A 22834-nucleotide genomic window follows, 5' to 3' on the forward strand; every position below is an offset into this window, starting at 1 on the left:
GGCGTCAGAGCGGCAGCTCGGTGAAGTAGCGCCCGCCGTGGAAGATCAGCGGCTGTGCGCCGGCGCGTGCCGTGCAGCGCTCGACCTCGCCGACGAAGATGACGTGGTCGCCCTCCTCGTACTGGCTGCGGTTGGCGCATTCGAAGGCCGCGACGACGCCCTCCAGCACCGGCGCGCCGCCGGCGCCCTCGCGCCAGGCCACGCCGGCGAAGCGGTCGATGTCGCGCGTCGCGAAGCGCTGGGCCAGCTCCTTCTGGTCGGCCGCGAGGATGTTGATCGCGTAGTGCGTGCCGCGCGCGAACACCGGCAGCGAGCCGGCGCGGCGCGCCAGGCTCCACAGCACCAGCGGCGGGTCCAGCGACACGGAGTTGAAGGAATTGGCGGTGAGGCCGACAAGGCCGCCATCCGCCGCGCGCACGGTGATGATGGTCACGCCGGTGGCGAACATGCCGAGGGCGGCGCGGAATTGCTGGCTGTCCATGCCAACATTGTCGCCAGTACGGGCAACGCACAATGCCGCCATGGACGCCGACTTCACGCTGACCGATCTCGACCTGCCCCATGCGCCCGCCGGCTGCGCCTGCTGCGGGCCGCGCCTGAACCGGCGCCTGTTCACCGGCCTGCTCGGCATGGCCGCCTTTGCGCCGGCCTGGGCGCGCGAGGGCGTGGACGTGGGGCCCAAGAGCAAGTTCGTCGGCCTGATCTCCGCCGACGACATCGAGCGCTCCGGCGGCCAGCAGTACGCGCAGATGATGAGCCAGGCCGCGCAGCAGCGCGCACTCGCGCCGATGCAGCACCCGCAGCTGCAGAGGCTGCGCTACATCGCCAAGCGCATCGTCCCGTTCAGCTACGAGTGGAACGAGCGCGCACGGCAGTGGCAGTGGGAGGTCAACCTGCTCGGCGACACGCAGCTCAACGCCTTCTGCATGCCGGGCGGCAAGATCGCCTTCTATTACGGCATCCTCGAAAAGCTCAAGCTGGAGGACGACGAGGTCGCGGCCATCATGGGCCACGAGATCTCGCACGCGCTGCGCGAGCATGCGCGCGAGCGCATGGGCAAGACGACTTTCACCAATGGCGCCATCGAGCTCGGATCGGCGCTGCTCGGTCTCGGCAACTTAGGTCGCGGGCTGGCGGGGCTGGGCGGCCAGCTGCTGACGCTGCGCTTCAGCCGCGAGGACGAGACCGAGGCCGACCTCGTCGGCATCGAGCTGGCCGCCCGCGCCGGCTATGACCCGGCCGCCGCCGTGCGGCTGTGGCAGAAGATGCTGTCGGCCAGCAGCGGCGCGCCGCCGCAGTGGCTGTCCACCCACCCGGCCAGCGAGACGCGCATCCGCGACATCCAGGCCAACCTGCCCAAGGTGGCCGGCCTCTACGAGCGCGCGCCCAAGCCGGACAGGCGCTTCCCGGTGGCGCCGCCGCTCAAGCAGCGGCCGCAGCCGGCGCCGGACAACAACTGAAGCCGGCGGCCGCCCGGGCTCACCAGCGGGCCGAGCGCTGGGCCGCTCCCGAGCCGGCCCGCATCCCCTTGGGGGATCGGCCGGCGTACTCGCCGGCCGTGGGGCTCCATGCCGTCACCAGCGGGCAGGCAGGGCCTTGAGGCGCTGGTATTCGCCCGCCGCCACGCGGCGCAGATAACCGCCCAGCTCCAGGTCCTTGACCAGCTTGGACACCATCTCGCGCGAGCAGCCCAGGCGCTGGGCCATGCCCTGGTGGGTCAGTTCCAGGTGGCGGCCATCGCCGGTCGTCTCGTCGACGAGGTTCTTCAGCCGGCCGTAGACGTCGTTCAGCGCCAGCTGCTTGGTCGACAGCGTCGCGGCGCGCGCGCGGCGGATGACCTTGGTCAGCAGCTCGAACGCGAACTCGGGGTGCTCGCTGATATGGGTCAGCAGGCTGGCCCGCGTGACCATCACGAGGCGGCTGCCCTCCTCGGTGATGACGCTGGCCGAGCGCGGCCCGCCGTCCAGGCTCATCTCGCCGACGTATTCGCCGGGGCCGTAGACGCCGTAGGTGATCTCGCGGCCGCGCACGTCGGCGCTGTAGGCGCGCAGCGAACCGGACAGGATCAGGTAGAGGTTGTCGCCGACCGAGCCCTCCTCGATCAGCACGACGCCCTTGCGGTAGCTGCGCGCCATGCCGCGCGCGGCCAGCAGCCGCAGCGACGGCGGCAGGGCCTGGAATTCGGGGTCGGGAGAGGCGTCGGGCATCGAGCAGCGGGCGGGCAAGAGGCCCGCCGCGTGCCCGGATGTTAGTGCTTGCCGGGCCTGCTTCAGTTCACCAGCTTGGCCGGCCGCAGCGACGACACCAGCGGCGGCAGCAGCGCGAGCTGGCGCATCAGCTCGCCGATGCTGTCGGCCCCGCTCTTGGCGCGGATGCTCTGGATCTGGCTGCGCACCGTCGAGATGGCCACGCCCTGGCGCTGCGCGACCTCGGTGGGCTTGACGCCGTTGGACAGGGCCTTGAGCACCTCGGTCTCGGCCGGCGTCAGCTGGTAGCGCAGCGCGAACCACTGCGCGGCCAGCTCGCCGCAGAGCTGGCGGCGCTCCAGGATCAGCAGCACCGCGGCCTGGCTGACGTCGCGGTTCAGCGGCACGACGACGACGTTGGCGCGCCCGCACTCGGCGCGTTCGTCGCCAAGGCGCAGCAGGCAGCGCCGCCCGCCGGATTCCGCGCCCGCCAGCGCCTCGGCCAGCGGCACCGCGTCGGTCAGCAGCCGCGCGCGCAGATGCTGGCCGACCATCTCGAGGGGATGGTTGTCGTCCAGCGATGCGCGCGCCGCGAGATTGGTGTGCAGAACCCGCGCCGCACCGTTGAGCAGCACGACGCCATGGTCGAGCTCCTCCAGCACCAGGCCCAGCCACTGGCTGGACAGCGAGGCCGCGGCGCGGCGCTCGCGGGGACGAGGGCCGGGGGCCTGGCCCGGCTGGACAAACTCCGACAACCACATCGCAGCACTCCTCGGCCCACCCTGCGGGCCATCCTCAAAGCGTAGGAGAGCACGTTTCGCGCGGGGCGTAAATGTTGCGAGGCGCGCCTGTGAACGAATTACGGCGGTGCGCCATTCAGGCGTCGAAACCGCCAACATAGGGATTGTGTTTTCGCTCGCGGCCGATGGTGCTTTCGGGGCCATGGCCGGGAATGAAGACGGTGTCGTCGCCCAGGGGCCACAGCCGCCGGCGGATCGCGTCGAGCAGCTGCTGGTGGTTGCCGCCGGGGAAGTCCGTGCGGCCGATGCCGCCGGCGAACAGCACGTCGCCGACGAAGGCGCGCCGGGCCGGGGCCGAGTGAAAGACGACGTGACCCGGCGTGTGGCCCGGGCAGTGGCGCACGGCCAGCGTCTCGCGGCCGATCTGCACCGTGTCGCCGTCGTCCAGCCAGCGGTCGGGCGTGAAGCCCTCGGCGGGCGGGAAGCCGAACATCCGGCTCTGCTGCGCCAGGCCGTCGATCCAGAACTGGTCGCCCGGGTGCGGGCCGATGACGGGCAGGCCCTGCTCGCGCGCCAGCTGGCCCGTGCCACCGGCATGGTCGATGTGGGCATGCGTCAACCAGATCGCCTTCAGGTCCAGCCCGCGCTCGCGCACGGCCGCCAGCAGCCGCGGCAGCTCGCCGCCGGGGTCGATGACGGCGGCTTCACGAGTGGCGTCGCACCAGACGATGGAGCAGTTCTGCTGAAAGGGTGTGACAGGCAGGGTCAGGTACTGGAGCATGCGGCATTGTGGGAGCTGATAACAAGTCAGACCTGCGCCGAATCAGCATGCGCTGATCCCAGACCGCCTTGTCGGTGCGACGGATGGACCGCAAGACTATGCCCGTCGCACCGCCAGGCCCTCAAAGGTCGTCGACAAGACCCAGTCGAGTATTTGCTCGTTCGTGTACTGCCCCGAGTCCTTGAGCAGGGCCACGACGGGATCGCAGGCGCGAGCGAACAGCGTGTAGAGCACCAGATCAGGGGGCAGGGTGGCGTTCAGTTGGCCGCCCGTCTGGGCTTCGGCGATCCAGATGCTGAGCCGGTTGCTCAGTGACATCAGGCGATCCATGTAGGCGTCGTTGGACTGCAGCGAGGCACTGAGGTTGGAGTTGTGCGACGGCAGCGAGGGCATCTCGCCTTCCAGCTGCGTCGCCATGGCCCACCGCGTCACGGCCTTGAGCTGATCGATCGGCGATACCGGCCGGCCGGCCTGGGCGAGTTCCTCTGCGCGAGCACGCAACGCTTCCGAGAAGGCCAGCGCGCGGTCAAGCACGCCGACCATCGCGACGCCCGCGAGCTCCTCCTTCGAGCCGAACATCTTGTAGAGGCTGCCCTTGGCCATGCCCGCCTCCGCGGCCACCTCGTCGACCGTCATGGCGTCGTAGCCCTTGGTGGCCAGCAGCCGATTCACGGCGCCGACGATGGCGTCCTCGCGCACGCGCTGTAGTTGAGCTTTGATCGACGGACGGGCACCCATGGCGTAATTCTAGACCGCGAAGGTCGCGCATAAAACCAAGTAGTGCAAATTTAGGACTTATGAGTTATTGTGTGAACTACGCAGTTCACATTTTGATCTATTCAGTCCATTTCGGAGTCGTCATGCATCGAATCGCTGTTGTCGGATCCGGCATCGCGGGCCTGGCCGCCGCCCATCGCATCGCGACGGCGCCGGGCGAGCACCGGGTCACGCTGTTCGAGGCGGGCGGCCATTTTGGTGGGCACGCCAACACCGTCGATCTCGAGCTCGAAGGCGTGGTGCATGGCGTGGACACCGGCTTCCTGGTCTTCAATCGCCGCACCTATCCGCTGCTGATCCAGCTCTTCGCCGACCTCGGCATCGCGCCGGCGGAATCGGACATGTCCTTCTCGGTGCAGGTGCCCACGGCCGACGGCCGCGCCGGCCTGGAGTGGAGCGGCAGCTCGCTGCGCAGCGTGTTCGCGCAGCGGCGCAACCTGCTGAGGCCGCGCTTTTGGCGCATGCTGTCCGAGATCCTGCGCTTCAACCGGCTGGCGACGGCCCTGGCCGAAACCGCCCCTGAAGCGACGCTTCAGGGGAGCATCGGCGACTTCCTCGATGCCCAGGGCTTCACGCCGACCTTCCGCGAGCACTATCTGCTGCCGATGATCGGCTGCATCTGGTCCTGCCCGACCGGCCAGATGCTGAAGTTCCCCCTCGGCACGCTGATCCGCTTCTGCCACAACCATGGCCTGATCCAGGTCGCTGACCGCCCGCAGTGGTACACCGTGCGCGGCGGCTCGCGGGAATATGTACGCCGCATGGTGGCCTGCATCCCCGATGCGCGCCTGCACTCGCCCGTGCTGGGCCTGCAGCGCTGCGGCCACGCCGTGCGCCTGCAGACGCGCCACGGCAGCGAGACCTTCGACGCCGTCGTGCTGGCCTGCCACAGCGACCAGGCTCTGGCCCTGCTGGGCGAAGGCGCAAGCCGTGACGAGCGCGCGGTGCTCGGCGCCATCCGCTACCAGCCCAATACGGCGGTGCTGCATGGCGACGTGGCCGTGCTGCCGCGGCGCCGTGCGGCCTGGGCCTCGTGGAACTACGAACGCGCGAGCGACACGGCCACGGAGCAGGCCCCGGTCTGCCTGCACTACCTCATCAACCGCCTGCAGCCCCTGCCTTGGCGGCAGCCGGTCATCGTGTCCCTGAACCCGGCGCGGCCCATCGCGGAGCACCTCGTGCACCGCCGCATCGACTACAGCCATCCGGTATTCGACCTCGCCGCCCTGCAGGCCCAGGGCCGCATCGGCGAACTGCAGGGCCGGCAGCGCACCTGGTTCGCCGGCGCCTGGTGCGGCTATGGCTTCCACGAAGACGGCCTGCGGGCCGGCCTGCAGGCGGCCGAGGGCATGTTGCAGGCCTTGAGTGCCTGGGCGCCGCAAACCGAAAGGAGCGCGGCTTGAACTCGGCCCAGATCGGATTTGGCTCGGTCTGGCACCGGCGCCTGCGCCCGGTTGAGCATGCCTTCCGCTACCCCAGCTATTTCCTGCTGCTGCCGCTGCGCAGCCTGCGCGCGCAGCCCTGCACGCCGCTGAACCGCAACCGTTGGGGCTGGTTGAGCTTTCAGGACCGCGACCACGGCGTGGGCGGCGACGACGCCCTCGCCTGGTTCGAGCAGCTGCTGCACAGCGAAGGCATCAGGGACGCCGACGGCGAGGTCTGGCTGCAGACCTTCCCGCGCGTGTTGGGCTATGCCTTCAAGCCGGTGAGCTTCTGGTACGCCCATCGCGCCGATGGCTCGCTGGCGGCGGTGCTGGCCGAGGTCAACAACACCTTCGGTGAGCGCCATGCCTATCTGCTTGCCGGTCCCGGACTCGCCTGGGGCGCGGAAAGCCGTGCCCAGAAGGTTTTCCACGTTTCGCCCTTCTGCGGCGTGAATGGCGACTACAGCTTCCGCTTCGAGCGGCTGACTGCGGCCGACGGCCGGCCGGCGCACAGCACGGCGCGCGTCGACCTGCACGACGGGCAAGGCCCGCTGCTGCAGACCCGTGTCGCCGGCGCCCTGGTCGAGTTGACGACGGCCAGCGTGCGGCGCGCCATCTTCGGGATGCCCTTCATGACGCTGGGCGTGATCTTGCGCATCCACTGGCAGGCACTGCGTCTGTGGATCAAGCGCGTGCCCTTCTCCAACAAGCCGCAGCCACCCCAGCAATTCGTGAGCCGACAACCATGAGCACACAACCTGTTTTCGCGAACCTCGCCCGGCCGGGCCGTCCACCACGGTCGGCGCGCCGCCTGCTTCGCCTGCTGGAGCGTCTGCCGCTGGGCGAGCTGGAGGTCCGACTGCCCGGCGGCGCCGTGCAGCGCTGCGGCCATGGCATGGCAACCTCCACAGGCCAGCACGGCGTCCTGCAACTGCACGACTGGGCGATGTTCGACCGCGCCCTCAGGTCCGGCGACATCGGCTTCGCGGAGAGCTTCATCGACGGCGAGTGGGACAGCCCCGACCTGACGCAATTGCTGCGCCTGTGCATCCGCAACCGCGAGCACATCGAGGGCGTCATCTACGGCAGCTGGTGGGGCCGTCTCGGGTACCGGCTGCGCCATCTGCTGAGGCGCAATTCGAAGGCGGGCAGCGCCCGCAACATCCACGCCCACTACGACCTGGGCAACGACTTCTACCGCCTCTGGCTGGACCCGGGCATGAGCTACAGCGCGGCCTGGTTCGAGGGCCGGGACGCGCGCGGCGCCGATCTGCTGCGGGCCCAGGATGCGAAGTACCGTCGCGCATTGCGTGAGGCACGAGTCGAGCCTGGCCAGCGCGTGCTGGAGATTGGCTGCGGCTGGGGCGGCCTCGCCGAGCTGGCGGCGAAGGAGTTCGGTGCCCAGGTGACCGGCGTGACCTTGTCCGCCGAGCAGCTGCGCTGGGCGCGGCAACGCCTGCAAGACGCCGGGCTCGATGCCAACGCGCGGATGCTCTACCTGGACTACCGCGACCTGCCTGCACGGTATGACGGCGACCCCTTCGACGCCGTCGTGTCGATCGAGATGTTCGAGGCGGTCGGGCATGAGTACTGGTCGACCTATTTCAGGACGCTGAACGCCTGCCTGAAGCCGGGGGGTCATGCCTGCATCCAGACCATCACCATCCGCGACGACCTCTTCCCCCGCTACCTGCGCTCGACCGACTTCATCCAGCAGTACATCTTCCCCGGCGGCCTGCTGCCCAGCCCCACGGCCTTCGAGGCCGAGGCGCGGCGCGCGGGCTTTGTCGTCGAGAACCGGCTGGCCTTCGGGCAGGACTACGCCGAGACGCTGCGCCGCTGGCGCGATGCCTTCATGCAGCGGCTCGACGAGGTTCAGCGCCAGGGCTTCGACCGGCGCTTCCAGCGCATCTGGACCTTCTACCTGGCCTACTGCGAAGCCGCCTTCGACACCGGCAACACCGATGTCTTCCAGTTCACGTTGAGGAAGCCCAACGCATGAACGGCGTCGATCAGCGCCGGCGCCGCATCCTGGCCGGCCTGACGGCCACCACCCTGACTGCACTCACCATGACGCCTGCCCTCTCTGCCCCCCAACCGCCCGCCGAGTTCGGGCACTCGCCGCTGCGACTTCAGGGTTCGGGCGTGATGCGCTTCTTCGGCCTGCGCGTCTACGAAGCGCGGCTGTGGGTCAAGTCGACCCTCGACGCGAACCACTACGCCAGCAGCGAATTCGCGCTGGAGCTGGTGTACGACCGCCGCCTCGAAGGCAAGGCCATCGCCGAGCGCTCCGTCGCCGAAATGCGCCGTATCGGCGAATTCGACGAGGCCAAGGCCAAAGCCTGGCTCGACCTGATGTCCCGTGCGTTTCCCGACGTCGCGGCGGGTGACCGGCTGGTCGGCATCAACGACGGCCTAGGCGGGGTGCGCTTTTTCCACAACGCAAGGCTGACCGTGGAAACGGTCGACGCCGAATACGCACGCCTGTTCTTCGGCATCTGGCTCTCCCCCAAGACCTCCGCGCCCGCGCTGCGCGAGGCCATCCTCGGCTTGACGTCCTGATCCGCAGTGGCGCCATGAGCTCGACGGCACTGCAACCCGCACCGCGTGTGCTGGACTGGCGCAAGGGGCTGGCCTATGCGGCCTTGGGCGTTCCGCTGGCCTTCGTCTCGTTGCCGCTCTATGTCAACCTGCCATACCACTACGCCTCCGCACTCGGGATGCCACTGCCCATGCTGGGCGGCGTGATGCTGGGGGTCCGGATGCTGGATGCCTTCATCGACCCGGCGCTGGGGCGCATCAGCGACAAGCTGTTCGGACTTGGCGAGAAGGTGGCCTGGGGTGCTGCGGCTGCGGGCAGCGCCCTGTTGGCGCTGGCCTTCGCGGCGCTGTGGCTGCCGCCCTCGCGTGACGCTTCAAGCGTCGCACCCTGGCTGGCCATTGCGCTGCTCCTGTGCACGCTGGGCTACAGCGGCGTCAGCATCGTTCACCAGACTTGGGGTACTCGCTGGGGCGGTGGGCCGAAGCTGCGGTCGCGCGTGACCGGCTGGCGCGAGGCGGGCACGCTGGTGGGCGTGCTGCTGGCCAGCGCCCTGCCCAGCTGGCTGGGCTGGAATGCCACCAGCGCCACTCTGGCCAGCCTGTTGGCGGTTGGACTCGTCGGGCTGCACCGCGTGCGTGAGCCTGATCCTTTCCCGCAGGCATCGGCGCCGGGCGGTCGTGGGCTCTCGAGCCCAGGCGCGTCACCGTGGCGGCACGCCGCGTTCAGACGACTGCTGGCCGTGTTCATGCTGAACGGCATCGCCAGCGCGATCCCGGCCACCTTGCTGCCGTTCTTCATCGCGGATCGCCTGCAGTTGGCGAGTTGGCAGGCGCCGCTGCTGCTGGGCTACTTCGGCGCGGCGGTGCTGGGATTGCCGCTGTGGGTGCGCGCGGCGGCGCGATGGGGGCTGTCGCCGGTCTGGCGCGCGGGCATGGTGGCCAGCGTGGCCGCCTTCTCCGTCACGCCGTGGCTGGGCCGCGGGGACGGTGCGGCCTTTGCGGTGGTCTGCCTTCTCAGCGGCTTGACCCTGGGCGCCGACCTCGCCCTGCCGGGCGCCTTGTTGACCGGAGTGATTCAAGGCACCGGTTCGAGCCAACGCGATGAGGGCATCTACCTCGGCTGGTGGGCCTGCGCCACCAAGCTCAATCTGGCGCTGGCTGCCGGCCTCGCCTTGCCGCTGCTCTCCGCAGTCGGCTACAGCAGCGGCACGACGGCGCCGGCCGGCCTTCAGGCGCTGGCCTGGGCCTACGGCGGATTGCCATGCCTGCTGAAGCTGGCCGCAGTCGCCGCGCTCTGGCGCGCCGAGCGCCTCAACCCCACCTGGAAGGATCGCGAATGAAGGCCCTCGCCATGAAGCACCTGGCCCGGCGCAACTTGATCATCGCCACGGTGGCCGCGACGCTCGCGGGCTGCGCCGGGCCGCGGGTTCAAGACTATGCGAAAGAAGAGCCCCGGCTGGATCTGCGCGCCTTCCTGACGGGCGACCTGACCGCCAAGGGCATGTTCACCGATCGCTCCGGGCGCGTCGTGAAGCGCTTCACCGTGCGCATGAACGGACGCTGGGACGGTGACAGCGGCGTGCTCGATGAGCACTTCCAGTACAGCGACGGCAGCACCCAGCGCCGCATCTGGCGGCTGAAGGCCCTCGGCCAGGGGCGCTACAGCGGCAGGGCGGACGACGTCGTCGGCGAGGCCGCGGGCGAGAGCGCCGGCAACGCCTTCCGCTGGGGCTACACCTTGGCCCTGCCGGTGGACGGGCGGGTCTGGAACGTCGCGCTCGACGACTGGATGTTCCTGCTCGACGAGCGCACCGTGCTGAACCGCTCGGCGATGAGCAAGTTCGGGCTGCACGTCGGCGACGTCACGCTCGTCATCACCCGGGATGGGAGGGGCTGAGCATGCCGATGTTCTCGACGGGGCTGAATCCGCCCATGCAGGATTGGAAGGGCCGCTGGGTCTGGGTGATCGGCGCCTCTTCCGGCATCGGGCGGGCGACAGCGTCCGCTTTGCATCGGAAGGGTGCCTGCGTCATCGTGTCGGCGCGCCAGGGCCACGCCCTCAACGCCTTCGTGCAGGCGCATCCCGGCAGCGTCGCGCTGCCGCTGGACGTCACCCAACATCAGCAATTGCGCCAGGCCGCGAAGGCCGCGCAGGGGTATGCACAGGGGGCTCCCGCGCTGGTGATGTACTGCGCCGGCCACTACCGGGCCCAGCAGGCGACCGCCTTCGATCGGTGGGAGATGGAAAAGCACCTGGCGATCAACTACCGGGGCGCGCTGAACATGCTCGACGTCATGCTGCCGATGCTGATCGCCGCGCGCGCCGGGCACATCAGCCTGGTCGGCAGCGTAGCCGGGTATCGCGGGCTGCCCAAGTCCCTGGCCTATGGACCGACCAAGGCGGCGCTCAACAACCTGGCGGAGAACCTCTACCTGGACCTGCACCCCCTGGGCCTGGGCGTGTCCATCGTCAACCCCGGCTTCGTCGAGACACCGCTGACCGCCCAGAACGATTTCAAGATGCCAGCCTTGATCTCCACGGCGCAGGCCGCGCAGCACATCCTCGACGGCTGGGCCCGCGGTCGGTTCGAGATGAATTTCCCGCGCCGCTTCACGGCCTGGATGCGCGTGTTGCGCTGGATGCCCGATCCCTGGTATTTCGCGGCGGTTCGCCGCGCCACCGGAGCCTGATCGATGGCCGCCATGTCTTCAGACTTGCAAACCGCCAAGCTCGTCGACGCCTACACCCGGCTGAGCCGCGAGAGCTTGCCGAGCCTGCTGGACCTCTACGACGAGCAGGCGAGTTTCAAGGATCCGTTCAACGATGTGCGCGGGCGCGCCGCCATCGAGCGCATCTTCAGCCAGATGTTCGACGAACTGCGGGAGCCTAGATTCGTCGTCCTCGTGTCCGCCTCGGAAGGGGACGAGGCCTTCCTGACCTGGGAGCTTCACTTTCTGCGGCAATCTGGCCAGGCGATGACGATCCGCGGCGCCTCGCACATTCGCTTCACGGCCATGGGGCGCGTGGCCGTGCATCGCGACTACTGGGACGCGGCCGAGGAGCTGTACGCCAAGCTGCCGCTGCTGGGTGTCCTGATGCGGGCGCTCAGGCGCCGGCTGTCAACGCCACAGCTACCCCAGCCGCTTCCTTCCAGCAGAACGTCGTATGCGCCCAGCCGAAGGTGCTGGCGGCGAAATGGTTAGGCATCAGCCAAGTCCTCCACGAGCTTGAAGCTGGCCCATCTGGGGAACACCATGAACTTGAAGGCATGCCCTGATTGCATGGCCGAGAACGTCATCGAGCACGGATCCCCGACCTGGCCCTGAGCCTCGTGCTGGTCGCCTGGAAGCCCGGCGCCGCCGTGCGCGAGCTGCGCTCGGAGGAGGCCGTGCTGGCCGCGGCCGACGCCGGCGAGCTGCTGCTCTCGCTGACCGACATCGTCGTCAACTGCCCCATCACCCGCCCCGCCGAGGGCCCGGCGCTGCGCGGCCTGCGCTGAATGCCCACCAGCAGGGCCAGCCCCGGCACGCGGCGCAGCAGCAGATAGGCGGCGGCGCAGGCCGCGAAGCTCAGCGCGATCAGCAGCAGCGCCTCCAGCCCCCAGGGCAGGGCCAGCGGCTTCAGCGCCTGCGTCAGCAGCACGATCACGGTCTGGTGCAGCACATAGAAGCAGAACACCGCCGCGCTGGCCGCACGCAGCCGCGGCGACTCCACCGTGAAGGCCCGCTGCGCCCAGCCGCAGGCGGCCAGCATGGCCCACCAGCTCATGCCCGCCCACAGCAGGCGTTCGGCCACGAGCAGTGCCGCGGGCGGCTCCGCGTCGGCATAGGCGCCGAAGTAGGCGATCAGCAGCGCCCAGCCGCCGAGCGCCCCGGCCAGGGCCACCCAGCGCCAGCGCAGCGCCGCCGGCCACAGGCCCGCGGCCAGCGGCGTGCGGCTGGCCCAGCCCAGCGCGAACAGCCAGCCGTACTGCAGGTGGTTGTAGAGGTCGTGCACGAGGCTGTGCGTGCTCGGGTGATGCGGGAACACGAAGACGCGTGCCAGCGCCAGCGGCAGGGCCGGCAACAGCAGCCAGGCCCAGGCCGGCAGGCGCGGCGCGAACGGGCGCCCGCGCAGCAGCGCGGCCAGCGCTATGCCCAGCACCGCGTACAGCCACAGATAGGGCAGGAACCACAGGTGGTTCCAGGTCGGCACGCCCATGCAGTCGTTGCCGCGGCAGTATTCGCCGCCATGCAGATAGGCCCACCAGAAGTCGAGGTAGCCGCCATCGCCCGGCAGCTGGGCCGGCACCTTGGTCAGCACCTCGAAATAGGCCTGCGGCGTGACGATGACGGCCATGCCGAACAGCAGCGGCAGCAGCAGGCGCAGCGAGCGGTCCTTCACCGCGCCCCAGGCGCCGCGCCGCGCGGCCAGGCCCTGGCAGGCCGCGCCGGCGATCAGGAACAGCAGGCCCAGCCGCCATGGCGCGCTCAGCAGCATGAAGGGCTCCAGCGTGCTGCTGGCGGCCGGGCTTTTGACATGCCAGCCCCAGGTCACGTAGTACATGCCGACGTGAAAGGGGATCAGCAGCACGAACGCGGCGGTGCGCAGACCGTCGAGAAAGGGCAGGCGGGTGGCGGTGGTGTTCATGGCCACCAGCTTCGCGACGCCTCGCTGCCCGCGCGAGCGGGCTGGGGCGAAGCGCGCGGCTCAGGGGGCGAGTTGATCCAGCGCCGCGCGGTGGCCGCGCGACACACGCAGCGTGGCGCCGCAGGCCAGCGTCAGCAGGGCCTCGCCGCCGGGCAGGCGCTCGATGTGTTGCACATGGGCCGCGTTGACCGCATGGCTGCGGTGCACGCGCAGGAAGCGCGCAGCCCAGCCGGGGCGCTGCAGCGCCTCGGCCAGCGTGACGCGTTCGAGCAGGCTGCGCGGCGGCAGGTGCAGCTCGATGTAGTTGTCGGCCGCGCTGATCCATTGCACGTCGGCCAGCCGCAGGCGTTGGCCATCGACCCAGTGTTCACCCACCGCGGCCGCCGGCCGCGCGAGCCGTTCGCGCACGCGGGCCAATGCGGCCGCGAGGCGCTCGGCCGTGCAGGGCTTGAGCAGATAGTCGAGCGCGGCCAGCTCGAAGGCCTGCAGCGCGTGCTCGGCATGGGCCGTCGAGAAGACGACGCAGCGCACGCCCGCCTCGCGCAGCGCTGCGGCGAGCTGCACGCCGTTGCCGCCGGGCATCTCGATGTCGAGCAGGGCCAGGTCGGGCGGCGCGGCCAGCGCGCGCACGAGGGCCAGCGCCGCGGGCGCGTCGGGCGCCTCGTGCAGCTCGGCCACGTCGGCCTCGGCCGCGAGCAGGCGGCGCAGCCGGGCGCGCGCGGCGGGCTCGTCGTCGACGATCAGGATGCGCATGGCAGCTCCATGCGCAGCGCCATGCCGGCGCCATCCGGCCCGAACTCGATGCGGGCCGCATCGCCATAGCGGGCCTGCAGCCGCTCGCGCAGATTGCGCAGGCCCAGGCCGCCTTCCGGGTCGGGCGCCGCCTCGGGCACCGGCGTGTCGCCGTGGTTGCTGATGCCGAGCCGCAGCCGGCCCGCCTGCAGCCGCGCGGCGATGCCCACCGTGACCCGGCCGCGGTGGCGCGCCACGTCGTGCTTGACCGCGTTCTCGACCGGCGCGAGCAGCAGCAGCGCCGGCAGCCGGCAGGCGCGCGCGGCCGCATCGGCATCGATCTGCACGACCAGGCGCTCGGGGCCGAAGCGGGCCTGCATCAGCGCGAGAAAGGGCTCGACGAGGGCCAGCTCCTCGCCCAGCGTTTGCTCGGCGCGCTGCTGGGCGGCCAGCGTCTGGCGCAGCAGGTCGGCCAGCTGGCAGAGCAGGCGGTCGGCGCGGGCCACGTCCTCGTACATCACCGACGAGATCAGGTTCAGCGTGTTGAACAGGAAGTGCGGCTGCACCTGGTCGGCCAGGCGGGCCAGCCTGACCTCGGCAAGCTCGCGGCGGGCGCGCTCCAGCTCCTGCGCGCGTGCGGCCGCGGCCTGAGCCATCCAGACACCGCGCGAGATCAGGCAGAAGCTGATGTAGGTGACCGCGTCCTTTCCGCCCTCGAAGACCAGCAGCGCCGGCAGCGGGTCGGGGCGGTAGCTCACGTCGACGAGGGCGTAGACCAGCAGCCGCAGGCCGAACATGCCGGCGATGTGCAGGCCGCTGAAGGCCGGCAGCGCCAGCGCATGCACCGCGAGCTGGCGCGGCCGGGGCTGGCCGCGCAGTCGCCCCATCAAGGCATGCACGCCCAGCGCCAGCATGCCGATGGCCGGGATCGAGCTGAACTCCCACAGGAAGGGCTCCCAGGGCCGCGTGCCGCCGGACAGGCGGTAGGCCTGCAGCGCCGAGGTGCTCAGCAGCAGGCCGACGACGGCCAGCAGCGCGACATAGGGCAGGCGCCAGCGGCGCGGCAGGATGGGCATGGCCCGAGTGTGCCGCGGGCGCCCCGCACAGGGACCGCCGCTCACCCCACGGGGCGAGCGGCCGGCCCCAGCGGGGTCACTGCGCGGTCAGCTTGGCCGCAAACGCCTTGTGCACGGCCAGCAGCGCGCCGGCGCGGCCAGTCTGGACCTGCACGAGGGCATCCTGTGCGGCCAGCCGGTCCTGCTCGGCGCTGAGCAGCGCGTAGAAGTCGGACACGCCGGCCTCGTAGCGCTTCAGGGCCAGGTCGCGGGCGCGGGTCGTGGCCTCGGCGGCCGTGGCCTGGGCCGCGGCCTGCAGCTCGGTCTCGCGCAGCGTGGACAGGCTGCCCTGGGCGTCCTGCAGCGCGGTCAGCTGGGCCTGCTCGGCGGCGGCCACGGCGGCATCGAAGCCGGCACGGGCGGCCGTCTCCTCGGCCTTGCGGGCGCCGAAGTCGAGGAAGTTCCAGTTCAGCGCACCGGCGATGCTGTGGATCTCGCTGGCGCTCTTGAACAGGCTGCTGGTGCTGGTGGCGCTCCAGCCGATCTGGCCGGTCAGGCCCAGGCTGGGCCAGCGCGCGGCCCAGGCGACATGGGCGCGCGCGGCGGCGGCCTGGGCGCGCACGGCGGCGGCCTTCACGTCGGGGCGCGCGGCCAGCAGGCCGGCGGGGTCGGGCAGCGTGCCGAGGCTGACGAGGCGAGGCTCGGGCATGGCGGGCAGCGGGTCGCTGTCGGCCCTGTCGCAGTCGGCCGGCGGCTGGCCGCGCAGCACGTCGAGCTGCAGGCGGGCCAGGCAGGCGGCGTTGCGCAGCGCCGGCACGCTGGCCGAGGTCTGCGCGACGAGGGCCTCGGCGCGGGCCTGGTCGACGGCCGTGCCGCGGCCGGCACCGACGCGGGCCTTGACGAGGTCGAGCAGCTGGTGCTGCACGACCAGGGCTTCCTTGGCGAGCTTGAGGCGCTGGCCCAGGCCGATGAGCTGGGTCTGCAGGTTGAGCGCGGTGCCGGCCAGGCTGAGCCGGGCGGCGTCGCGGTCCAGCGCGGCGCTCTGCGCGTCATAACCGGCCGCCTGGGCGGTGGCCGATGCGCGGCCCCAGAGGTCGACCTCCCAGCGCGCCGCCGCGTTGACGCCGTAGCTGTTGAAGTTGTTGAACTGGCCGAGGTCGTTGGCCGCGCGCTGGCGGCTGGCGCTGGCGCCGGCGCCGACGGTCGGCAGGCGCTGGGCGCCGGCCGAGTCGGCCAGCGCCTCGGCCTGCCTGAGGCGGGCGGCCGCGGCGCGCAGGTCGCGGTTGTTGGCCAGCACCTCGTCGACGACGCGCTGCAGCTGCGCGCTGTCGACGAAGGCGGCCGTCATCGTGGCGGCGCCCGGGTTGGCGGCGGGCGCCTGGGCGAACTTCTCGGGCGCGAGGTTCTGCGGGCCCGGCGAGAGGCTGGGGCCGGCGCAGGCGGCCAGCAGTGCGGCCGCGGCGAGCGGAGTCAGGCGGATGAGCATGTCAATGGCCTTCCTTGTTGGGCGTGGCGGCGTCGTCGATGCCGGGGTGGAAGGCGTGGGCCGAGGCGTCGATCTGGGCATGCAGCGCGGCGGCACGGGCGCGGCGCCTCTCGGTGCCCTTGCGCAGCAGGCTGTAGAAGACCGGCGTCAGGAAGATGCCGAAAAAGGTCACGCCCAGCATGCCGGCGAACACGGCGATGCCCATCGCGCGGCGCATCTCGCTGCCGGCGCCGCTGCCCAGGATCAGCGGAATGACGCCGGCGCAGAAGGCGATGGACGTCATCAGGATGGGGCGCAGGCGCAGCCGGCAGGCCTCGACGACGGCCTCGTACATGGACTTGCCGTGCTCTTCCAGCTCCTTCGCGAACTCGACGATCAGGATCGCGTTCTTGCAGGCCAGGCCGACGAGCACGACCAGCGCGACCTGCGTGAAGATGTTCAGGTCCCCCGCCTGCATGAAGGGCGGGAAGTGCGACAGCCACACGCCGAACAGCGCCGACAGGATGCACATCGGCACGATCAGGATGATGGCCAGCGGCAGCGTCCAGCTCTCGTACTGCGCGGCGAGCACCAGCACGACGAGGACGACCGAGAACAGCAGCACGGCGGCCAGCGTCGGGATCTTGACGCCAAGACCGGGCACGGTGACGTCGCGGGTCAGGCGGTCCTGGTAGCTGAGGTCGGTGAACTCGTAGCCGAAGCCGCGCGGCAGGGTCTTGAGGATGCGCTCGATCTCGCCTTCGGCCTGGCCCGACGAGAAGCCGGGCTTGGGCGCGCCGTTGATGTCGGCGCTGGGGAAGCCGTTGTAGCGCGTCACGCGCGTGGGGCCGAAGGTGGGCTCCACGCTCAACAGCGAGCCCAGCGGCACCATCGCGCCGGCGTCGTTGCGGGTCTTGAGCTGGACGATGTCGTCGGCCTTGGCGCGGAAGGGCGCGTCGGCCTGCACGATGACCTGGTAGGTCTTGCCGAACTTGGTGAAGTCGTTGACGTAGAGCGAACCGAGGTTGATCTGCAGCGTGTCGTAGATGGCGCCCAGCGGCACGCCCATCTGCTTGGCCTTCACGCGGTCCACGTTGGCGAACAGCTGCGGCACGTTGATGTCGTAGTTGGAATAGGGCGTGCCGATGCTGGTGTTCTTGTTGCCGTAGACCTGGCCCAGCGAGCCCCAGACCGCGCCGTACAGGGCCTGCTCGCCCTGGCTGCTGCGATCCTGCACCTGGATCTTGAAGCCGCCGGCGATGCCCAGGCCGTCCACCGGGGGCGGCGGCAGCACGAACATGCGCGCGCCCTGGATCTGCTGGATCGCGCCGTTGACCTTGCCGAGGATGGCTTCCTTGCTCTTGTCGGGCGTCGTGCGCGCGTCGAAGCTGTCCAGGCCGAAGAAGACGATGCCCTCGTTCGGCGCGGCCGAGAAGCCGGCGCTGGACAGGCCGGGGAAGGCCACCGAGTCCTTGATGCCGGGCACCTTCAGCGCGATCTCGCTCATGCGGCGGATGACCTCGTCCGTGCGGTCCAGGCTGGCGCCGGCCGGCAGCTGGGCCACGCCGATCAGGTATTGCTTGTCCGGCGCCGGCACGAAGCCGCTCGGGATGCGCGTGAACATCAGGCCGGTGCAGGCCAGCAGGATGGCGTAGACGACGACGGCCAGGGACTTGCGCTTCAGGATGCCGGTGACGCCGCGGCCGTAGTCGGACGAGCGCCGCTGGAAGAAGCGGTTGAACCAGTGGAAGAAGCGGCCGAAGACGGCGTCCATGGCCTTCATCAGCCCGTCCTTGGGCGCGTCATGCGGGCGCAGCAGGATGGCGGCCAGGGCCGGCGAGAGCGTGAGCGAGTTGAAGGCCGAGATCACCGTCGAGATCGCGATGGTGACGGCGAACTGCCTGTAGAACTGGCCCGACAGGCCCGGCACCAGCGTCAGCGGGATGAACACGGCGCACAGCACCAGCGCGATCGCGATGATGGGGCCCGAGACCTCCTGCATGGCCTTGATCGTCGCGTCGCGCGGCGTCAGCCCGTTCTGGATGTTGCGCTCGACGTTCTCGACGACGACGATGGCGTCGTCCACGACGATGCCGATGGCCAGCACCAGGCCGAACAGCGTCAGCGTGTTGATCGAGAAGCCCAGCAGCAGCAGCACGGCGAAGGTGCCGACGATGGACACCGGCACGGCGACCAGCGGGATGATGGAGGCGCGCCAGGTCTGCAGGAAGATGATGACGACCAGCACGACCAGGCCGACGGCCTCGAACAGCGTGCTCACGACCTTCTCGATGGAGGTCTGCACGAAGCGGGTCGGGTCGTAGACGATGTCGTAGCTGACGCCGGCCGGGAAGCCGGGCTTGAGCCTCTCCATCGTCTGGCGCACCTGGTTGGAGATGGCGAGCGCGTTGGAGCCCGGCGCCTGGAACACGGCGATGGCCGCGGCCTCCTTGTTGTTCAGCAGGCTGCGCAGCGCGAAGGTGCCGGCGCTGATCTCGACGCGGCCGACGTCCTTCACGCGCACCATCGCGCCGGTCTTGATGTCGCTGCGGACGATGATGTTGCCGAACTCATCCTCGCTGGCCAGGCGCCCTTGCGCATTGATGGCGAGCTGGAAGTCCGTGCCCTTGGGCGCGGGCGAGGCGCCGATGACGCCGGCCGCGACCTGCGTGTTCTGCTCGCGGATGGCGCCGACGACCTCGGAGGCCGTCATGCTGCGCGCGGCCAGCTTCTGCGGGTCCAGCCAGATGCGCATCGCGTAGTCGCCGGCGCCGAACATCAGCACCGAGCCCATGCCGGGCACGCGCAGCAGCTCGTCGCGCACGTTCAGATTGCCGTAGTTGCGCAGGTAGAGGGCGTCGCGCGAGTTGTCCGGGCTGACGAGGTGGACCACCATCGTCAGGTTGGGGCTGCTCTTCTCGGTCGTCACGCCGATCTGGCGCACGATGTCGGGCAGGCGCGGCAGCGCGCGGTTGATGCGGTTCTGCACCGCGGTCTCGGCGGCCTCGGGGTGGGTGCCGATCTTGAAGGTGACCGTCAGCGTCATGCCGCCGTCGCCGGTGGCCTGGCTGTCGAAGTAGAGAACGTTCTCGAGGCCGTTGATCTGCTCCTCGAGCGGCGTGGCCACCGTCTCGGAGATGACGCGCGGGTTGGCGCCGGGGTACTGGGCGCGCACGACGACCTGCGGCGGCGCGACCTCGGGGTATTCGGAGATCGGCAGCAGCGGGATGGCCAGCGCGCCGACGAGGAAGATGAATAGCGACAGCACGGTCGCGAAGCGCGGCCGGTCGATGAAGAAGCGTGAGATGTCCATGGCAGGGGCCGCCTTTGCTTACTTCGAGGCGGCGGAGGCCGGAGCTGCGGGCGCTGCACCGGGAGGCGCGCCAGGGATCGGCATGCCCAAGTTGTCGACCTTCAGCACCTGCGGCGTGACCGGCGCGCCGGGAAAGGCGCGCAGCAGGCCGTCGACGATGACCAGCTCGCCGGCCTTGACGCCGCCCACGACGCGCATGCCGTCGACCAGCGCGCCCGGCGTGACGGGGCGCGGCTGCACGATGTTGTTGGGGCCGACGACGAGGACGATCTTGCGCGTCTGGTCGGTCGTGATGGCGCGGTCGGGCACGACGACGCCGTTGTAGCTGGCGCTGCCGCCGAGCTTGATGCGGGCATACAGGCCCGGCGTGAACTGGCCGCCCTTGTTGTCGAACACCGCGCGGACGCGGATGGAGGCCGTGGCAGGGTTCAGGTGGTTGTCGACGAAGTCGAGCCGACCGGTGTGCGGGTAGCCGTCCTCGTTGGACAGGCCCATCTGCACGGCCACCGCATCGCGTGCGACCGTCTTGCCTTCGCGCGCGGCGCGCATGTAGCGCAGATAGGTGGCCTCACTGGCATCGAAGTAGGCATAGACCTTGTCGCTCGAGACCAGCGTCGTCAGCACCGGGTCGCCGACGCCGACGAGGTTGCCCGGCGTCACGTTGGCGCGCGACGTGCGGCCGCTGACCGGGGCCGTGATGTTGGCGTACTCGACGTTGAGCCTGGACTGCACGAGAGTGGCCTCGGCCGCCTTCAGATTGGCCTCGGCCGAGCGCAGCGCGGCGCGGAGCTGGTCGATTTCCTGGGCGCTGACGGCATTGACACTGACCAGCTTCTCGGCGCGCGCCAAGTCGGCCCTGGCGAGTTCGACCTGGGTCTTCAGCGCGGCGACCTGGGCTTCGGCGCGGGCCACGTCGGCCTTGAAGGCGCGGGCGTCGATGCTGAACAGCGGCTCGCCCTTCCTGACGAGCTGGCCTTCCTTGAAGCGCACGGCCTCGACGGTGCCGGCCACGCGGGCGCGCACGTCGACCGTGTCGGGCGCCTCCAGGCGAGCGGTGAATTCGTCGAATTCCTGCACCTCGCGCTGGGTGGCGGGCGCCACGGACACGGGCGGCGGGCCGCCGGCATGGCCGCCGGGGCCACCCTGCTGCTGGCCGCAGGCGGCGAGCAGGACGGCAAGGAGAGAGGTCAGGGGCAGCGCCAGGCTGTTCTTCGTCATGGGGGGCTCCGAATGCAAGCGGGCGACTGTAATCAGATCATCCCCGCGCTGATTACCGTCACCCCGAAACCCCTTCGCGCTGCTGACATTGCTTGTCAACAGCGCGGGCCTGTGAACAAAAAAGCCGCCCGAAGGCGGCTTTAGCAACAGGCCGGCGCAGCCCGGCCGCCCCTCCAGCGACTCCCACGGATCCGGCTTTGCCGGGCCGTCGGGAGTGCCCCCTTGAGGGGGCGGCCGTCAGGCCGCAGTGGGTGGGTCAATGAACGCCGTGCATCTTCTTCTTCATCCACGGCGCCAGCAGCATCAGCACGAGGCCGGCGCCGATCGGGATGGCGGTGAAGATCAGGAAGAAGATCGACATCGAGTAGTGGTTGGAGATCTCGTCGATGTAGGAGCCCGTGACGCCGGCGAGCTTGTTGGCGAAAGCCGTGTTCAGGAACCAGACGCCGAACATCAGGCCCAGCAGGCGCGCCGGCGCCAGCTTGGAGATGTAGGACAGGCCCACCGGCGACAGGCAGAGCTCGCCCATGGTGTGCAGCAGGTAGGCCAGCGTCAGGTAGATCATGCTGACCTGGGCGGTCTTGGCGCCCTGCGGGATGCCGGCCGAGCCATAGGACAACGCGGCGAAGCCCAGGCCCAGCAGCACCAGGCCGACGCCGAACTTGACCGAGCCGGCCGGGTTCCAGTGCTTCTCCCACATCTTGGAGAACATCGGCGCCAGGATGACGAGGAAGAAGGAGTTCAGCACGCCGAACCAAGTGGCCGGCACCTCGGACTGCTCCAACGCGAACTCGCGGCCCAGCATCCAGAGGACCAGGCCCCAGATGACCGCGAAGGCGAGCGCCAGCAGGCCGTTGGCCAGCAAGTAGCGGCTGCCGGTGCTGCGGTTGAGCTTCCACAGCAGCCAGGTGAGGATCAGCGCGGGCAGCACGGTCATCAGCGAGTTGACGACCTTGAAGGCGAAGCCGCTGGTGCCGGCCAGGGTGCGGTCCGTGTAGTCGGCCGCGAAGATCGTCATCGAGCCGCCGGCCTGCTCGAACGCGAACCAGAAGAAGATCGTGAAGAAGGAGAACACGAAGATCGCCTTCAGGCGCCCGTTCTCCTCGCCGTCACCGACCAGGAAGCGCCAGACGGTGACAAGGAAGTTGATGATCCGACGAAACAGGGTCGGAGGCCAGACGAAGCCAAGAATGAAGATGGCCCACGCCTTCAGCACTTGAGCGAGCGGAGTTGCGACTGCCGGCGGCGCGCCGATATCGCCAAAGATGTGCTGACTGAAGTAGAACTGCAGCGCGCCCAGGATCATGAACAGGCCGGCGAGGCCGAAGCCCAGGTGCCAGGACAGCTTCTCGCCGATGTAGCCGCACAGCAGGATGCCGAAGAAGGCGCCGGCGTTCACGCCCATGTAGAACAGCGTGTAGCCGCCGTCGCGCGCGTTGTCTTCCTTGGGGCCGTAGAGCTGGCCGACGACGGCCGACACATTGGGCTTGAACAGGCCCGTGCCCACGACGACCAGGCCCAGGCCGATGTAGAAGCTCGGCACCGTGTTCAGGAACATCGAGACATGGCCCGCCGCGATGACGAAGCCGCCCACGACGACGGCGCGGCGCGTGCCCAGGAAGCGGTCGGCCAGGTAGCCGCCCAGCACCGGCAGCAGATAGGCCCCCATCGTGTACCAGCCGTAGAGCGTCGTCGCCTCGGCGCGCGTCCAGCCCCAGCCGCCCTTGGCCGCTTCGGTGACCAGGAACAGCACGAGCAGGCCGCGCATGCCGTAGTAGGAGAAGCGCTCCCACATCTCCGTGAAGAAAAGGACGAAGAGCTGGTTGGGCTGGCCGAGGATGGCGGCGGACGCCTGGCGGGGCGTCGCGCGGCCGGATGCCGGCACGTCGGCCACGGGGGAAGTGGTGGTCACGTCAATCGTTCCAGGTGAACCCCGCCGGGTGGGCGGGAGGATCGGGGCGGGCGGTGGCCC

Annotated in this window: 21 protein-coding genes; 9 read left to right on the forward strand and 12 right to left on the reverse strand. The window is 70.0% G+C overall.

Annotation, left to right across the window (positions count from 1 at the left end; translation table 11 throughout):
• Positions 1 to 4 precede the first annotated feature (4 nt).
• Positions 5 to 481, reverse strand: a complete 477-nt coding sequence (locus NYP07_RS00970; RefSeq protein ID WP_268146423.1) for a flavin reductase family protein — start codon at positions 479 to 481, stop codon at positions 5 to 7.
• Positions 482 to 521: 40 nt separating this feature from the next.
• On the opposite strand from NYP07_RS00970, the gene NYP07_RS00975 reads away from it, so the two are divergent.
• On the forward strand, positions 522 to 1460 hold the full coding sequence (locus tag NYP07_RS00975; protein WP_268146425.1) for a M48 family metallopeptidase: 939 nt from the start codon (positions 522 to 524) through the stop codon (positions 1458 to 1460).
• 114 nt (positions 1461 to 1574) lie between these two features.
• Here the strand turns inward: NYP07_RS00975 and NYP07_RS00980 are convergent, their stop codons facing one another.
• The 4 genes from NYP07_RS00980 to NYP07_RS00995 all read right to left on the reverse strand — a co-directional run bounded on the left by NYP07_RS00980 (position 1575) and on the right by NYP07_RS00995 (position 4445).
• Complete coding sequence (locus NYP07_RS00980; RefSeq protein WP_268146428.1) at positions 1575 to 2207, reverse strand: Crp/Fnr family transcriptional regulator; 633 nt, start codon at positions 2205 to 2207, stop codon at positions 1575 to 1577.
• 62 nt (positions 2208 to 2269) lie between these two features.
• Positions 2270 to 2947: a helix-turn-helix transcriptional regulator gene (locus tag NYP07_RS00985; protein WP_268146430.1), complete on the reverse strand. Its 678-nt coding sequence runs from the start codon at positions 2945 to 2947 to the stop codon at positions 2270 to 2272.
• Positions 2948 to 3062: 115 nt separating this feature from the next.
• A complete protein-coding gene (locus tag NYP07_RS00990) occupies positions 3063 to 3707 on the reverse strand; it encodes an MBL fold metallo-hydrolase (protein ID WP_268146432.1) in 645 nt (214 codons plus the stop codon).
• Between the two features lie 96 nt (positions 3708 to 3803).
• Complete coding sequence (locus NYP07_RS00995; protein WP_268146435.1) at positions 3804 to 4445, reverse strand: TetR/AcrR family transcriptional regulator; 642 nt, start codon at positions 4443 to 4445, stop codon at positions 3804 to 3806.
• 122 nt (positions 4446 to 4567) lie between these two features.
• On the opposite strand from NYP07_RS00995, the gene NYP07_RS01000 reads away from it, so the two are divergent.
• The 8 genes from NYP07_RS01000 to NYP07_RS01035 all read left to right on the forward strand — a co-directional run bounded on the left by NYP07_RS01000 (position 4568) and on the right by NYP07_RS01035 (position 11653).
• On the forward strand, positions 4568 to 5887 hold the full coding sequence (locus tag NYP07_RS01000) for an NAD(P)/FAD-dependent oxidoreductase (protein WP_268146437.1): 1320 nt from the start codon (positions 4568 to 4570) through the stop codon (positions 5885 to 5887).
• Complete coding sequence (locus NYP07_RS01005; protein ID WP_268146439.1) at positions 5884 to 6657, forward strand: DUF1365 domain-containing protein; 774 nt, start codon at positions 5884 to 5886, stop codon at positions 6655 to 6657. The genes NYP07_RS01000 and NYP07_RS01005 overlap by 4 nt, the downstream gene beginning before the upstream one ends.
• On the forward strand, positions 6654 to 7910 hold the full coding sequence (locus tag NYP07_RS01010; RefSeq protein WP_268146441.1) for an SAM-dependent methyltransferase: 1257 nt from the start codon (positions 6654 to 6656) through the stop codon (positions 7908 to 7910). Before NYP07_RS01005 ends, NYP07_RS01010 begins: the two co-directional genes overlap by 4 nt.
• 68 nt (positions 7911 to 7978) lie before the next feature.
• Positions 7979 to 8470 (forward strand): chalcone isomerase family protein, encoded by a 492-nt coding sequence (locus NYP07_RS01015; RefSeq protein WP_378989790.1) that lies wholly within the window; start codon positions 7979 to 7981, stop codon positions 8468 to 8470.
• A 14-nt stretch (positions 8471 to 8484) separates the two neighbouring features.
• A complete protein-coding gene (locus NYP07_RS01020; protein ID WP_268146446.1) occupies positions 8485 to 9789 on the forward strand; it encodes an MFS transporter in 1305 nt (434 codons plus the stop codon).
• Positions 9786 to 10346, forward strand: a complete 561-nt coding sequence (locus NYP07_RS01025) for a DUF3833 domain-containing protein (RefSeq protein WP_268146448.1) — start codon at positions 9786 to 9788, stop codon at positions 10344 to 10346. Before NYP07_RS01020 ends, NYP07_RS01025 begins: the two co-directional genes overlap by 4 nt.
• A gap of 2 nt (positions 10347 to 10348) precedes the next feature.
• Complete coding sequence (locus NYP07_RS01030; RefSeq protein ID WP_268146450.1) at positions 10349 to 11140, forward strand: SDR family NAD(P)-dependent oxidoreductase; 792 nt, start codon at positions 10349 to 10351, stop codon at positions 11138 to 11140.
• Between the two features lie 3 nt (positions 11141 to 11143).
• On the forward strand, positions 11144 to 11653 hold the full coding sequence (locus tag NYP07_RS01035; RefSeq protein ID WP_268146452.1) for a nuclear transport factor 2 family protein: 510 nt from the start codon (positions 11144 to 11146) through the stop codon (positions 11651 to 11653).
• A gap of 91 nt (positions 11654 to 11744) precedes the next feature.
• Here NYP07_RS01035 and NYP07_RS01040 read toward each other — a convergent pair whose 3' ends face one another.
• The 7 genes from NYP07_RS01040 to NYP07_RS01070 all read right to left on the reverse strand — a co-directional run bounded on the left by NYP07_RS01040 (position 11745) and on the right by NYP07_RS01070 (position 22774).
• A complete protein-coding gene (locus NYP07_RS01040) occupies positions 11745 to 13079 on the reverse strand; it encodes an acyltransferase family protein (protein WP_268146454.1) in 1335 nt (444 codons plus the stop codon).
• A 60-nt stretch (positions 13080 to 13139) separates the two neighbouring features.
• On the reverse strand, positions 13140 to 13832 hold the full coding sequence (locus NYP07_RS01045) for a LytR/AlgR family response regulator transcription factor (protein WP_268146457.1): 693 nt from the start codon (positions 13830 to 13832) through the stop codon (positions 13140 to 13142).
• A complete protein-coding gene (locus NYP07_RS01050; RefSeq protein WP_268146460.1) occupies positions 13820 to 14887 on the reverse strand; it encodes a sensor histidine kinase in 1068 nt (355 codons plus the stop codon). The genes NYP07_RS01045 and NYP07_RS01050 overlap by 13 nt, the downstream gene beginning before the upstream one ends.
• A gap of 76 nt (positions 14888 to 14963) precedes the next feature.
• Positions 14964 to 16352: an efflux transporter outer membrane subunit gene (locus NYP07_RS01055; RefSeq protein ID WP_268146462.1), complete on the reverse strand. Its 1389-nt coding sequence runs from the start codon at positions 16350 to 16352 to the stop codon at positions 14964 to 14966.
• Between the two features lies 1 nt (position 16353).
• The gene (locus NYP07_RS01060) at positions 16354 to 19644 is read right to left on the reverse strand and encodes an efflux RND transporter permease subunit (protein WP_268146465.1); all 3291 of its coding nucleotides are present in this window, start codon (positions 19642 to 19644) and stop codon (positions 16354 to 16356) included.
• 18 nt (positions 19645 to 19662) lie between these two features.
• Positions 19663 to 20862 (reverse strand): efflux RND transporter periplasmic adaptor subunit, encoded by a 1200-nt coding sequence (locus NYP07_RS01065; protein WP_268146467.1) that lies wholly within the window; start codon positions 20860 to 20862, stop codon positions 19663 to 19665.
• 256 nt (positions 20863 to 21118) lie between these two features.
• On the reverse strand, positions 21119 to 22774 hold the full coding sequence (locus NYP07_RS01070) for a peptide MFS transporter (RefSeq protein ID WP_268146469.1): 1656 nt from the start codon (positions 22772 to 22774) through the stop codon (positions 21119 to 21121).
• Positions 22775 to 22834 lie beyond the last annotated feature (60 nt).

It is taken from the genome of Pelomonas aquatica, assembly GCF_026712205.1.
Lineage (GTDB): Bacteria > Pseudomonadota > Gammaproteobacteria > Burkholderiales > Burkholderiaceae_C > Pelomonas > Pelomonas aquatica.